The organism is Sphingopyxis sp. (genome assembly GCF_035998965.1).
In the GTDB taxonomy this organism is placed as follows: domain Bacteria; phylum Pseudomonadota; class Alphaproteobacteria; order Sphingomonadales; family Sphingomonadaceae; genus Sphingopyxis.
Genome location: NZ_DASYHE010000103.1, coordinates 32,603 through 45,381, shown reverse-complemented (window position 1 = coordinate 45,381; position 12,779 = coordinate 32,603). Strand labels below are relative to the sequence as shown.

Below are 12,779 nucleotides of genomic sequence, written 5' to 3'. Positions count from 1 at the left end.
GAAAGGTCGCACAAAACCCGCTGTTATGCCACTTGATCGAACCGGTGAAGACCGGCCCTTGTTGTTCGTCGGCTGGATCGACGCGCTCCCGGTGCCAGCGGCGCTGATCCGCCCGCTTGCGCGCGGCAATTTTCGTCTGCACGCCAGCAACGCCGCTTTTGACCGGCTCAATCTGTCGCCAGCCGGCGCCGACGCTCCAATCGAGCTGTTGCGCGCCGTCGAACGCGCAGCGCAGTCGCCCAACGATACGCAGGAATTCAGCTGCCAGCTGGGCGACGGCGTCGCGGCGCGCGATCTGCGCGGATCGATCGGGCCGTTGCCGACCGAAACGGGCGACGAAAGCCTGTTCCTGCTGACGCTGATCGACCGTACCCAGGAAATGATGACCGAGCGCAATTTGCGCCGCGAGCTGGTTTCGGACAGCCTGACCGGCCTCCCCAACCGCGCCGGGTTCGAAGAAATGGTCGAACAGCGCGGCGTCACCGACGGCATTGGCGCCGACCACGCCATCCTGCTGCTCGACCTGGCGCGGTTCAGCCGCATCAACGAACATATCGGGCCGATGGCGGGCGACGAGCTGATCATCACAGTCGCGCGGCGGTTGAAATCATCCTTGCGCAGCGGGGACATTTTGGCGCGCACCGGCGGCGACGAATTTGCCATATCGACCCGCGTCGCGGGTGGGCGCGCCGATGTCCGCGAAATGGCGCGGCGCATCCGCGGCTGTTTCGACCATCCGTTCCGTATCGGCCAATTGAAAGTCAGCGTCGATTGCGCGCTGGGCTGTGCCATTCAGCCCGCGATCGACAGCGACGTCGCCGATCAGATCCGCCACGCGCAGATCGCGCTGAAACGCGCGAAGCAGACCGACCGCATCGAAATCTATGAGCCCGAATCGGCGATGCTGTCCGACAATCGTTTCGGGCTTGAAACCGAACTGCGCAACGCGATCGAGGAAGACCGGCTCCATCTGGCGTTTCAGCCGCTGATCGAGCTTGCGACCGGCAAGGTCGCCGGGTTCGAAGCGCTCGCGCGCTGGGACAAGCAGGACGGCCATGCGATTTCGCCCAGCGAATTCATCCCGATCGCCGAAGATTCAGGCCTGATCGTCCCGCTCGGTCAATGGGCGATCGGCAAGGCCGCGGCGGTGCTCGCCGGCTGGGACCAGCAGAATGGCGGCAAGACGGTCGATTGCTATGTCTCGGTCAATGTCTCGGCGATCCAGCTGTTGCGCGATGATGTCGCCGCGGTGGTACGCGGCGCGCTCGCAAAGCATAAAATCGGCGGCGAACGGTTGATGATCGAACTGACCGAAAGCGCGATCATCGGCGATCCCGACCTTGCACTGTCAGTGCTCAGCGAGCTGAAGGCGCTCGATGCGCGCGTCGCGATGGACGATTTCGGCACCGGCTATTCGAACCTCGCCTATCTGCAGCGCCTGCCGCTCGACGTGCTCAAGATCGACCGCAGTTTTGTCGAACATATGGTCGACGACCGCGACAAGGTGGCGATCGTCCGCACCATCCAGAGCTTGGCCGAAGTGCTGGGCATGAAGACCACCGCCGAGGGGGTCGAGACCGCCGATCAGGCGCGCCTCCTGTCGGCGCTCGGCTGCGATTTCGGGCAGGGCTATTTGTTCGCGCGGCCGTTGGAAGGCGCCGCGGCGCTCGATTTCTGGCGTCAGTCGCTGGTGCGCCCGATCTTCTGATCAACCAGTTCGGCAACGCGGTCGGCGCCGGGAAAATTCTCGGCGACCCATGCCGCTTCGACGTCTTTCAGGATGCGCGCGACCTCTGGCCCAACCGCAATGCCGCGCGCGACAATGTCGCCGCCCTTGATCGGCAGCACCGGAACCTCCCAATCCGCGAGATCGCGCACCGCGGCGGGCTCGCCCGCAATCAGATGCACGTCGCGCGCTGCCTCGACCCCGATGGCGTGCGCAAGCTGGCGCACTGGACGGGCGACATCGCCGCGATGTTCGGCCACCGCGCCCAGATATTTGCGCTGCCGGGTCGATAGCCGCAGGCGGCTGGCCACTTGCTCGGCAACCCCGCGGTCGGCGGGCAGCAGCGCCGCGAGACGGCGGTGCGGGGTAATAGCGATTTCCGCCGCAAACTCATTGGGTATCAGGTGATCAAGCGTCGCGGCAAAATCCGGATCGAGTTCGGGCAGCAGCACCGCAAAGATGTCGTCGGCCGCCATCTGGCCGACGATCGCGCGCGGATCGGGCAGCGCCAAAATCTTGGTCAGCTCGTCCGCGATGCGTTCGCGCGACAGGCTTTTGAGTGACTGACGCGCGGTGACGACGGCGGCATGGCTGTCCGCATCAAGCGTCCCACGCCCGAAACGCGCCGCAAAGCGATAGAAGCGCAGGATGCGCAGATGATCCTCGGCAATCCGCGTCGCCGCATCGCCGATAAAGCGCACGCAGCCGTCACGCAGGTCGTCGATGCCGCCGAAATAATCATCGACCGCTCCCGTTTCGGGATCGGCGTAAAGCGCGTTGATCGTGAAATCGCGCCGCGCCGCATCGCCCTGCCAATCGTCGGCAAAAGCGACCGTCGCGCGGCGTCCGTCGGTTTCGACATCGTGGCGCAGCGTCGTGATCTCGTGATGATCGCCGCTGGCGACCGCGGTAACGGTGCCGTGTGCGATGCCGGTCGGAATCACCTTGATATCCGCCGCCTCCAGCCGCCGCGTCACCTCCTGCGGCAACAACGGGGTCGCCAGATCGATGTCGGTGACCGGCAGGCCGAGCAGGGTGTCGCGCACCGCGCCGCCGACGATCTTCACCGCCCCGCCCTCACCGCCGAGCGCCGCGACGATCCGGCGCAGCCCCGGCCGCGCGCGCCATTCGGCATCGGGTAGCACGCTCACCGGTGCCACCCCGCGGGCATCCGCCGCGCCAGATTGATGATGATGCCCGCCGTCACGCCCCAGATCCGCCGTCCTTGCCAATCCATATCGTAATAATGTCGGTCCTGACCCTGCCAATGCGCCTGTTGGCGCGCATAATTGGCGGGATCGAACAGGATGTCGAGCGGCACTTCGAACCAGTCCTCGACCTCGTCGGGGTTGGGGTCGAGCGGCAGGTCGGGGGGGATGACGCCCAGCACCGGGGTGATGATATAGCCGCTGCCCGACCGATAAGGCTCAGTCACCCCCGCCACCATCACGTCGCGGGGGCTGAGGCCGATCTCCTCCTCCGCCTCGCGCAGCGCGGCATCAATCGCGTCGCGGTCTTCGGGATCGATCTTGCCGCCCGGAAACGCCACCTGCCCGGCATGGCTGCGCAGCCATTGCGGGCGCTGGGTCAGGATGACGCCGGGGTCGGGGCGGTCGGTGAAGGCGATCAGCACCGCGGCATCGCGGAGCGTCGGTGTGCCGAGATACGCCTCATCCTCGCCCGCATCGGGCAGCAAATTGTCGAGCGCGGCGCGCAGCTTTGCCGACAGCATCAGCTATCGACCAAGGGAAATGGCGCGCCGTTTGACCAGATCGCGGGCGGATCGCTTTGGTCAGCGAGCGCCATCTCGACGATCTCATAATAAAGCGCGCGATCGACCCGCGCTTCCAGTCCATTGCCGATGGTACCGCGGACGTGGAGCCGCGGGTCGGGGCTGTCGGGATTGGTGCCGAAAGTCAGCGGATGGTCGGGTCCGGCCATCACCAGGTCGTCGGTGTCGAGCCGAAAGACAAGCTGGCGCGCGTCGCCCTCGCCCTCGCTCTTCATCTCGACCGCCCGGAATGGGGTGTCCTCGACCGCGATGCTCAACTTCTCGGCAGGGGTCACCAGAACATGGCTGCCGTCGGCTTCGCGGCGCAGGATCGTCGAGAACAGCTTGACCATCGCGGGGCGGTTGATCCGCCCGCCCTCGTGATACCAGCTGCCGTCGGCGCGGATTTCCATGAAGCTGTCGCCGCTGCGTTCGGGGTGCCAGCTTTCAACCGGCGGCAGCTTGCGCGCCGCGAGCAGTTCGGCGGCCTCGGAGAGCGAGAGCTGCGCGAAGTCTTTGGGGAGTGAGGGCGCGGGGGTGACCATGGCAACCGACATAAGGGGCGGGGCGGTCGGTGCAACCCCACTGCCCCACCAAACTGAGCCGTCACCCCGGCGAAGGCCGGGGTCTCGCCGCTGCGTCAGGCTGAGACGGCGAGATCCCGGCTTTCGCCGGGATGACGATCGTGTAACTATCTCGGCCCGATCATCCCCGCGCCGGTCGGCAACCCATGCCCGTTCACCGCGCGCGCCAGCAGGCGCCGCTGCTCAAACGGTCCCGGCAGATTCCACGCCGCCGTCGCATCGGCATCGAAGCCGAAGAAGCGCCCGTAGTATTCCGGATCGCCGATCATCATCAGCGCGCCATCGGCCCCGTCTTCTGCCGCCGCGAGCATGTGCGTCATCAGCACGCGGCCATGCCCGCCGCGCTGAAGATCGGGTCGCACTGCGACCGGGCCGACCATCACCAGCGGCGTGGCCGTGCCGTCGGCGGCGCAATGCGCGACCGGCCAGCACTGGATGGTGCCGACCAGCGCACCGTCCTCAACGAGCGCAAAGCTCAGCGCCGGGACCGCCGCCGCGCCAGCGCGGATGCGGTAGGCGGTTCGTCCAAAGCGATCGGCCCCGAAAGCGGCGTCGAGCAGTTCCTCGACCGCCTGCGGTTCGATGTCCGACAATGGAAGTAACTCGACCAACGCGCGCCCTTTCGCTAATGCGGCGGCGCTTTAGGGGTGCGGCGCGGCGATGCAAAGCCGAATGTCGCGCGCGTTCGACAGGATTTCTTGTGACCGATACATTGTGGCTGGAGGTGGACGGGCTGATCGCCCAGGTGCTGACCGGCATTTATTCCGAAGAAACCCACTTGCCGCAGCCGCTGCGCATTGGGGTGCGCGCGCGGCTGAGCATGGCCGATCATTATGATCCGACGACGCCGCTCAGCGCCTCCAAAAACTACATGCACCTGAAATTCGCGGCGACCGAGGGCATTCCGAAAGACACGCATTTCGTGCTGATCGAAAGCGTCGCCGACCATATCATCGACACCCTCTTTCTGCAGGACGACAAGGTCGAGGAGGTCGAGGTGAAGATCGTCAAGCTGGCGATCGCCGAGGACGGCGAAGAGATTGGCATCACGATGCGGCGGGCGCGCAAGTGACCCAAAAGCTGGCGCTGGTGACGGGTGGCCTCCACCGCGTGGGCGCCGCGATTTCGGCTCGGCTGGCGCGCGAAGGCTATGCGCTGGCGATCCACAAGCGCAGCCCGGGCGATGCCGATCCGGTGCTCGCCGACGCGCTGGCCGAGACCGGCGCGATCAGCCACCGCTTCGCCGCCGACCTGTCCGATCCCGCTGCGGTCGATGCGCTGATCCCCGCGGTGATCGACAAGTTCGGCCGCGCGCCCGACCTGCTCGTGAACAATGCCGCGCTGTTCGCAGAGGGCGAGTGGGCCGATCTGTCGGCGGCGTCGCTCGCAGCGATGATGCAGGTCAATTTATCTGCGCCGGTGATGCTGGCAAAGGCACTTGTCGCCGCAAGCGAAGGCCAGCGTCCCGCGATCGTCAATATCGTCGACCAGCGCGTCGCGCAGCCGGTCCCCGACCAGCTCGCCTACAGCCTGTCGAAATCGGCGCTGTGGCAGGCGACCGCGACGCTGGCGGTCGCGTTCGGAAGCCGCGCCCGCGTCAACGCCGTCGCGCCTGGGCTGACGCTGGCTACGGAGGATTATACGGCGGCGCAGGTCGAGCGGCTCGCGGGGCGGATGCCGCTGGGTGCCTTGCCGACCCCCGCCCAGATCGCCGATGCGGTGATGTATCTGGCGCGGGCTGAGGCGGTGACCGGGCAGACGATCTTCGTCGACGGCGGCGCGCATCTGGCGCCGATGGGGCGCGATTTTGTGGCGTTGGAGCGGGATTGAGAAACAATCCTCCCTGTCGCGAAGCGATGGGGAGGGGACCGTCGCCGCAGGCGATGGTGGAGGGGCGCCGACGGTGCGCCATGGCCCCTCCGTCAGCGCTTCGCGCTGCCACCTCCCCATCGCTTCGCGACAGGGAGGATTATCACCATCAATAAATATGCACCGCCTTGGTCACCAGATACCCGTCCAGCCCCTCCGGCCCGCTTTCGCTGCCAAACCCCGATTCCTTGATCCCGCCGAACGGCGTGTCGAGGGTCGAGATGACGAAGCCGTTGATCCCGACCATACCGCTTTCGATCGTGTCGGCGATGCGGTTGATACGGCGGCCGTTTTCGGTGAACGCAAACGCGGCCAGCCCATAGGGTAGCCGGTTTGCCTGTTCCAGCGCCTCGTCCTCGCTGCCGAACGGGCGGATCAGCGCCATCGGGCCGAACGGCTCGTGGTTCATCGCATCGGCATCGAGCGGCACGTCGGCGATTGCGGTCGGCTGGAAAAAATACCCCTCGCCCGTCGCCGCGCCGCCCGCGATCACCCGCGCGCCTTTGGCCTGCGCGTCGGCAACCAGTGCTTCCAAGGCCGGGATGCGACGCGCGTTGGCGAGCGGACCCATTTGGGTGTCGCCGTCGAGACCGCTGCCGATCTTCACCTTCGCCGTCCGTTCGGCGAAGCCCTTTAAAAAGGCGTCGTAAATGCCCTGCTGGACATAAAAGCGGGTCGGCGAAATGCACACCTGCCCGGCGTTACGGAATTTCTGCGTCACCACCTTGTCGAGCGTCGCCTCTAAATCACAATCGTCGAAAATCAGCACCGGGGCATGGCCGCCGAGCTCCATCGTGATCCGCTGCACCCGATCGGCCGCGAGCTTCATCAGATGTTTGCCGACCGCGGTCGATCCGGTGAAGCTGACCTTGCGGATCACCGGGCTGGCGAGCAGGTGGCGGCTGATCCTGTCAGGGTCGCCGTAAACAAGCTGAACCACGTTGCCGGGGATACCCGCGTCGGCGATGCAGCGCATGATCGCGCTGGTGCAGCCGGGGGTTTCCTCGGGCGCCTTGGCGATCACGACGCAGCCCGCGGCGAGCGCCGGGGCGATTTTCTTGACCATCAGATTGACCGGGAAGTTCCACGGGCTGAACCCCGCGACCGGGCCGACCGGCTGGCGCAGCACCATCGTGCGCTGCCCCGCGGGCCGCTGGAGCACCCGGCCTTCGATGCGTTTGCCCTGTTCGGCGAAATAGTCGAACAGCCCCGCCGCCGACAGCACTTCGCCGCGCGCCTCGGCGATCGGCTTTCCCTGTTCGAGCGTCAGCAGCGTCGCGACATGATCGACCCGTTCGCGGATGATCGCCGCGGCCTTGTGCATCAGCGCGGCGCGCTCATCGAAGCTCTTGGCACGCCACACCGGCCAACCGCGCTCCGCCGCGGCGAGCGCCTCGTCGAGATCGGCGATGGTGGCGACGGGCAGTTCGGCGATCGTACCCGCGGTAGCGGGATTATACACCGGCCGCTCGTCGCGCCCCTCGCCGCTCCGCCAGGCGCCGTTGATGAAAAGCTGAAGGTCGGCGTCGTAGGTGGCGGTCATATGCATTTCCTATCTGTTCCGTTCGCATCGAGCGAAGTCGAGATGCATCTCGCGCTGCGCTGGCGTGTCTCGACTTCGCTCGACACGAACGGAAGGGGGAGAATTGGTCAGATGTGGCTCATATAGTCGCGCTCAGCGATAGTTAAAGCTGATGCTGATCCGTTCGCCCTTGCCGCTGTGCGGCATCACTTCATGACGCAGCCAGCTTTCCCACAGGAACACCCGCCCCGCCGCGGGCTCGGCATAAACGAAGGGCAGCAGATGTTCGGGCGCATCGTCGCTGCGCCCCGGCGCCGCCATCAGCATCGCGAGGCGCGGGTCTTCCAGTTTCAGCGCTCCCGATCCGGGCGGAACCGCGACATAGAAGGTGCCCGACACGATGCTGTGCGGGTGGATGTGGCCGCTGTGCGTGCCGCCCGGTTTCAGGACATTGACCCACATACTGTCGAGCTTGAGCGGTTTGGCGAGGTCGAAATGCGCCGCCTTGGCAAACGCCTTCACTTCCTTGTCGAGCAGGCGTTTCAGATCCTGAAACGCCGGGTCGCGCTCGGGCAGGTCGTTCAGGCTGGCGTAGCTGGTATAGCCCTTATAGCCATGCGCGCGGCTCCACGCACGCCCCGCGCCGTCCTCCTCGGCAAACAACCGGCTGCTGTCCTCCAGCTCGGCAAGCAGGTCGGGGGTGCCGATATCGGCTTCATAGAAAAGACTGGCGAACAGCGAACGAACGGGCATGATGGCCGCAAAGCACAGCAAGTGCAGACGCGCAAGGGAGACGAGGATGGCCAAGTTTGAACTGATCGCCGATGGATTGCGCTTTCCCGAAGCGCCGGTCGTTATGGACGACGGCAGCGTCATCGTCGTCGAGATCGAGGCGGGGCGGATCACGCGCTGCTGGCCCGGCGGCCGGAAAGAGGTGATCGCGACCCCCGGCGGTGGCCCCAACGGCCTCGCGATCGGCCCCGATGGCAAGCTATATTGCTGCAACAACGGCGGCTTCAACTATGTCGAATCGAATGGCTATCTGACCCCGCATGGCATCGCCGACGATTATTCGGGCGGGCGGATCGAGCGGATCGACGTCGATACCGGTGCGGTCGAAATCCTCTACAAATCGGGCGATCATGGCGTCGTGCTGCGCGGCCCCAACGACATCGTGTTCGACGGCCATGGCGGCTTCTGGTTCACCGATCATGGCAAGGTCGATTACGCCAAACGCTGCCACGACATCGTCGGTATCTTCTACGCCAAGGCCGACGGCAGTTATATCGAGGAAGTCATCTTCCCCTCGAACAACCCCAATGGCGTCGGCCTGTCACCCGATGGCGACGCGCTCTATGCCGCCGAAACCTACACCTGCCGCCTGATGAAGTTCAACATCACTGCCCCCGGCAAGGTCGCGCCCGACGCCGGCCCCGGCGGCCCCGGCATCCCGCTCTATCGCCCGGCGGGCTATAAATTCTTCGACAGCCTCGCGGTCGAGGCATCGGGCAATATCTGCATTGCGACAATCGGCGAATGCGGCATTTCGGTCGTCGGTCCCGATGGACAGCTGGTCGAATTTGTCGCGACCGACGATATCTTTACCACCAACATCGCTTTCGGCGGACCTGACCGGCAGGATGCCTATATCACCCTGTCGGGGACGGGTCGGCTGGTAAAGACGCGCTGGGCCAGACCGGGGCTGCAACTGCAGTACTGACCCCGCGCCTCGATAGGGAGGCGAGGATGAAGATATTGTGGACCGCGGCACTGCTCGCGGCGACGCCCGCGAGCGCGCAGATACTCGACGCAAATATGGCGGACGCAATCGTCAAGGGCTGCGCCGAGCACGCACGCGCCAAAGGACAAAGCCACGCGATCGCCGTCGTCGATAGCGGCGGCCATATTGTTGCGACATGGCGGATGAACGGCAACACACATGGGATGATGGCGTTCGCGCTGGAAAAAGCGCGCGCCGTCGCAGCGTGGGGATTTCCGACGAGCGGGATGGAAGAAGCGGCCAAAGCCGCACCCGGCTTCGCCGATGCCCCCGATGTGGTCACGGTAGCGGGCGGCGTCCCGGTTTTCGGTGCCGACGGACGCACCCGACTCGGCGGCGTCGGGACGTCGGGCGAAGCGCCTGCTGACGATGCCGCTTGCGCCGCCGCCGGGATCGCAGCAGCAGGGCTAAAGTCGGAGCGCGCTCGCTGATCGCTTTCGCCCGTCCGTCACCAGCGCATTGACTTAGCTAAGCGTCTTAGCTAAGTTAGCCAATATGACGATCGTGACCATCCACGAAGCGAAGACCAATCTGTCGCGCCTGATCGCCCGCGTCCTCGCAGGCGAAGAGGTGACGATCGCGCGCGGCAAGGAACCGGTGGTCAAGCTGACGCCGGTGAAGGATGTGGTCAAACCAAAGCGGCAACTCGGCCGCCTCGCGCACCTGATTCCGCCCGGCAAGGATCCCTTGGAAGACGGCTTTTGGGATCCGTTGCCCGAAGAAGACCTGGCGTTGTGGAATTGCGACGCCGATGATCCCAACGACAAGCTGTGAGCGAAGGCTATTTGCTCGACACCCACAGCTTGTTGTGGGCAACCTATGCGCCGGACGTGTTGCCGTCTCGCGTACGAGACCTGCTGCAAAGTCGCGACGCACCGATCTATGCCTCGGCCATCTCGGCTTTTGAAATCGCGCAGAAACACCGCGTTGGAAAACTCGATTTTGCGCGAGCCCATGCGCTCGAATTCTCGGACGAAATCGCCAAGGACAATCTCGAACCCTTGCCGCTGACGGCCGACCACGCCCGACTCGCCGGCACCCTGCCGATCCCGCACCGCGATCCGTTCGACCGGATGCTGATCGCACAAGCGCAAATCGAGGGATTGGCTCTGATCTCCAACGAAACCTTGTTTGATCAGTTCGGCGTTGTTCGTTTCTGGTAGGCGTTTCTGGTAGGAGACCGTCCATGCACCGCGAAACCCATGCCGCCAGCCGCATCGGCTGGCTGCGCGCCGCGATCCTTGGCGCCAACGACGGGATCGTGTCCACCGCCAGCCTGATCGCCGGGGTCGCCGCGGCGGGGGCGTCCGCATCGACGATCCTCGTCACCGGCACCGCGGGACTCGTCGCGGGCGCGATGTCGATGGCGGCGGGCGAATATGTTTCGGTCAGTTCGCAGGGCGACGCCGAAAAGGCCGATATCGCCAAGGAGAAGCGCGAGCTTGCCACCGTTCCCGACCTGGAGCTCGAAGAACTGACGCAAATCTATCAGCAGCGCGGCCTCGATCGTCCGCTTGCCGAACAGGTCGCGGTGCAGCTCACCGCACATAATGCGCTCGACAGCCATTTGCGCGACGAACTGGGTCTGACCAGCGAGCTGGCGGCACGTCCGATTCAGGCAGCCGCCGCGTCGGCGGCGAGCTTTACTGTCGGGGCCGCCCTGCCGCTGGCGATCGTGCTGCTGATCACAGGACCATCGCTGCCGTGGATCGTGTCCGCGGCCTCGCTGCTGTTCCTCGCCGTCCTGGGCGCGCTTGGCGCCTGGGCGGGCAAGGCACCGATCGCGCGCGCCGTCCTGCGCGTCAGCTTTTGGGGTGCCGTCGCGATGGGGGTGACGATGGCGATCGGATCGCTGTTCGGGACGACGGTCGGCTGAATAGCGCGCCCTATGCGATTGTCAGCGCGGGCTGCATCTGTATGTGTAGGGACCATTCCGCGACAGCGGCACGACAATCGGAGGGGTCCGGACATTGAGTAACACAAGCTGGGCGATCAACATCGATCGCGACGATATCACGCAAACGAAACTGGTCGCCGACCCCGACACGCCCCTGGCCGCGGGACAGGTGCGCGTCCATATCGACAGCTATGCGATGACCGCGAACAACATCACCTATGCCGTGTTCGGCAAGCCCGCCGGGCTGTTCGGCAATGATCAGGGCTATTGGGATTTCTTTTCGGAGCCGGGTGCGCCGGGACGCCTGCCCGTCTGGGGTTTCGCCACCGTGACCGAAAGCGCCGCCGACGGCATCGCGGTCGGCGAACGTTTCTATGGCTATTATCCGATGGCGAGCGAGGCCGTGCTGACCGTCGGCAAGGCCGGGCCGGGGGGCTTCACCGACATCACCCCGCGCCGCACCACCCTACCCCCGATCTACAACCAATATCAGCGGATCGAGGCGCTGCCCGACTATCGCGCCGCCGACCATGATTATTGGCCGGTCTTCCGCCCGCTGTTCCTGACCGGCTGGCTGATTGCCGACCAGTTCGAGGATGAGGGCGATTATGGCGTCCAGCAAATTCTGATCGCCAGCGCGTCGAGCAAGACCGCGATCGGGCTGGGCTTTGCGCTCAAACAGCGCGCGGATCGCCCCGAAACGATTGGCCTGACCAGCGCCGCCAACGTCGAGGCACTCGCCGCGCAGGGCATCTACGACCGGGTGATCAGCTATGACCAGATCATGACGCTCAACGCCTCCACCCCCGCCGCGCTGGTCGACATGGCGGGCAATGGCGCGGTGACGCGCGTCGTCCACAGCCATTTCGGCGGCCAGCTGCTCGCATCGATCATCGTCGGAAAATCGCATTGGGACGCGCAGGTCGATGTCGAGGGATTGCCCGGCCCCGAGCGCCAGGGTTTCTTTGCCCCCGGCCGCAGCCAGAAGCGCATCGCCGATTGGGGCGGCGCGGTATTCGGGCAAAAGATCGCCGCGGCGTGGCTGGCCTTCATGGATATTGCCCCGCGGCTGGCATCGGTTGATAAGCGCAGCGGCGGCGACGCGGCGCTCGCCGCCTATCGGGAAATGCTTTCGGGACAGGCCGACCCCCGAACGGGGATCGTCGTCGTCCCATGAGGGTCGTGAGCGAGCATCCCGTCCGTTCGCGCCGGAAAGGATAGATCCATGCTCCGTACCCTGATCATTGCCACGACCATCGCCCTGTCGCTTCCGGTTGCGGCCACCCATGCCGAAACGCCCAAGGCCGCCCCGGCACGCAAGGCCGACCTCGCCGATCGCGTCGCAGGAACCTACAAGGGCGCCGTTATTTCCGACGCGCGCGGGTCATCGCGCGACAATGTGACGATTACCGTCACCCGCGTCGGCGCGAACAAGGTCGAGATCAAATCGGGCTATGCGCGCATCCCGACCGTCACCATCCCGCTCGAAAAGGCGATGGACGCCATCCTCGCCGCCAGCGGCCCCTACGTCTTCCTGCTCGACACGGTGCGGTCACCCGATCGGCTCGACCTCACCATCGACGACGCCAGCTGGTCGGGCAATCGCGTCGCTAGCCCCTCCCCCAAATAA

16 protein-coding genes are annotated in these 12,779 nt (G+C 65.4%); 10 read left to right on the top strand and 6 right to left on the bottom strand.

From position 1 onward, the window contains the following. The first annotated feature begins 25 nt into the window (after positions 1-25). A complete protein-coding gene (locus tag VGN68_RS20225; RefSeq protein ID WP_327479491.1) occupies positions 26-1,708 on the top strand; it encodes a bifunctional diguanylate cyclase/phosphodiesterase in 1,683 nt (560 codons plus the stop codon). Here VGN68_RS20225 and VGN68_RS20220 read toward each other — a convergent pair. The 4 genes from VGN68_RS20220 to VGN68_RS20205 all read right to left on the bottom strand — a co-directional run bounded on the left by VGN68_RS20220 (position 1,681) and on the right by VGN68_RS20205 (position 4,692). Beyond that, a complete protein-coding gene (locus tag VGN68_RS20220) occupies positions 1,681-2,877 on the bottom strand; it encodes a CCA tRNA nucleotidyltransferase (RefSeq protein WP_327479489.1) in 1,197 nt (398 codons plus the stop codon). The genes VGN68_RS20225 and VGN68_RS20220 overlap by 28 nt on opposite strands. Further along, positions 2,874-3,458, bottom strand: a complete 585-nt coding sequence (locus VGN68_RS20215; RefSeq protein ID WP_327479487.1) for a CoA pyrophosphatase — start codon at positions 3,456-3,458, stop codon at positions 2,874-2,876. Before VGN68_RS20215 ends, VGN68_RS20220 begins: the two co-directional genes overlap by 4 nt. Continuing rightward, positions 3,458-4,042 carry a DUF1285 domain-containing protein gene (locus VGN68_RS20210; RefSeq protein WP_327479485.1) on the bottom strand — a complete coding sequence of 195 codons (585 nt, stop codon included), beginning with the start codon at positions 4,040-4,042 and terminating at the stop codon, positions 3,458-3,460. Before VGN68_RS20210 ends, VGN68_RS20215 begins: the two co-directional genes overlap by 1 nt. A 146-nt stretch (positions 4,043-4,188) precedes the next feature. Next, positions 4,189-4,692, bottom strand: a complete 504-nt coding sequence (locus VGN68_RS20205; protein ID WP_327479483.1) for an N-acetyltransferase — start codon at positions 4,690-4,692, stop codon at positions 4,189-4,191. An 89-nt stretch (positions 4,693-4,781) separates the two neighbouring features. On the opposite strand from VGN68_RS20205, the gene VGN68_RS20200 reads away from it, so the two are divergent. Both VGN68_RS20200 and VGN68_RS20195 read left to right on the top strand, forming a co-directional pair. Next, positions 4,782-5,153, top strand: coding sequence for a dihydroneopterin aldolase (locus VGN68_RS20200; RefSeq protein WP_327479481.1), 372 nt, complete (start codon positions 4,782-4,784; stop codon positions 5,151-5,153). Further along, the gene (locus VGN68_RS20195; protein ID WP_327479479.1) at positions 5,150-5,911 is read left to right on the top strand and encodes an SDR family oxidoreductase; all 762 of its coding nucleotides are present in this window, start codon (positions 5,150-5,152) and stop codon (positions 5,909-5,911) included. Before VGN68_RS20200 ends, VGN68_RS20195 begins: the two co-directional genes overlap by 4 nt. Positions 5,912-6,059: 148 nt before the next feature. Here the strand turns inward: VGN68_RS20195 and VGN68_RS20190 are convergent, their stop codons facing one another. Together VGN68_RS20190 and VGN68_RS20185 are read right to left on the bottom strand one after the other, a co-directional pair. Then, positions 6,060-7,493 carry an NAD-dependent succinate-semialdehyde dehydrogenase gene (locus VGN68_RS20190; protein WP_327479477.1) on the bottom strand — a complete coding sequence of 478 codons (1,434 nt, stop codon included), beginning with the start codon at positions 7,491-7,493 and terminating at the stop codon, positions 6,060-6,062. A gap of 132 nt (positions 7,494-7,625) precedes the next feature. Continuing rightward, positions 7,626-8,225 (bottom strand): TIGR02466 family protein, encoded by a 600-nt coding sequence (locus VGN68_RS20185; protein WP_327479475.1) that lies wholly within the window; start codon positions 8,223-8,225, stop codon positions 7,626-7,628. A gap of 46 nt (positions 8,226-8,271) precedes the next feature. On the opposite strand from VGN68_RS20185, the gene VGN68_RS20180 reads away from it, so the two are divergent. The 7 genes from VGN68_RS20180 to VGN68_RS20150 all read left to right on the top strand — a co-directional run bounded on the left by VGN68_RS20180 (position 8,272) and on the right by VGN68_RS20150 (position 12,779). Beyond that, positions 8,272-9,192, top strand: a complete 921-nt coding sequence (locus VGN68_RS20180; protein WP_327479473.1) for an SMP-30/gluconolactonase/LRE family protein — start codon at positions 8,272-8,274, stop codon at positions 9,190-9,192. Positions 9,193-9,218: 26 nt separating this feature from the next. Beyond that, positions 9,219-9,683 (top strand): heme-binding protein, encoded by a 465-nt coding sequence (locus VGN68_RS20175; protein ID WP_327479471.1) that lies wholly within the window; start codon positions 9,219-9,221, stop codon positions 9,681-9,683. Positions 9,684-9,747: 64 nt separating this feature from the next. Continuing rightward, the gene (locus tag VGN68_RS20170) at positions 9,748-10,026 is read left to right on the top strand and encodes a type II toxin-antitoxin system prevent-host-death family antitoxin (protein WP_327479469.1); all 279 of its coding nucleotides are present in this window, start codon (positions 9,748-9,750) and stop codon (positions 10,024-10,026) included. Continuing rightward, positions 10,023-10,415 (top strand): type II toxin-antitoxin system VapC family toxin, encoded by a 393-nt coding sequence (locus tag VGN68_RS20165; RefSeq protein WP_327479467.1) that lies wholly within the window; start codon positions 10,023-10,025, stop codon positions 10,413-10,415. Before VGN68_RS20170 ends, VGN68_RS20165 begins: the two co-directional genes overlap by 4 nt. A 23-nt stretch (positions 10,416-10,438) precedes the next feature. Continuing rightward, positions 10,439-11,128: a VIT family protein gene (locus VGN68_RS20160; RefSeq protein ID WP_327479465.1), complete on the top strand. Its 690-nt coding sequence runs from the start codon at positions 10,439-10,441 to the stop codon at positions 11,126-11,128. 94 nt (positions 11,129-11,222) lie between these two features. After that, entirely contained in the window at positions 11,223-12,326 is a 1,104-nt protein-coding gene (locus tag VGN68_RS20155) for a DUF2855 family protein (protein ID WP_327479463.1), read from the top strand. 48 nt (positions 12,327-12,374) lie between these two features. Next, complete coding sequence (locus VGN68_RS20150) at positions 12,375-12,779, top strand: hypothetical protein (protein WP_327479461.1); 405 nt, start codon at positions 12,375-12,377, stop codon at positions 12,777-12,779.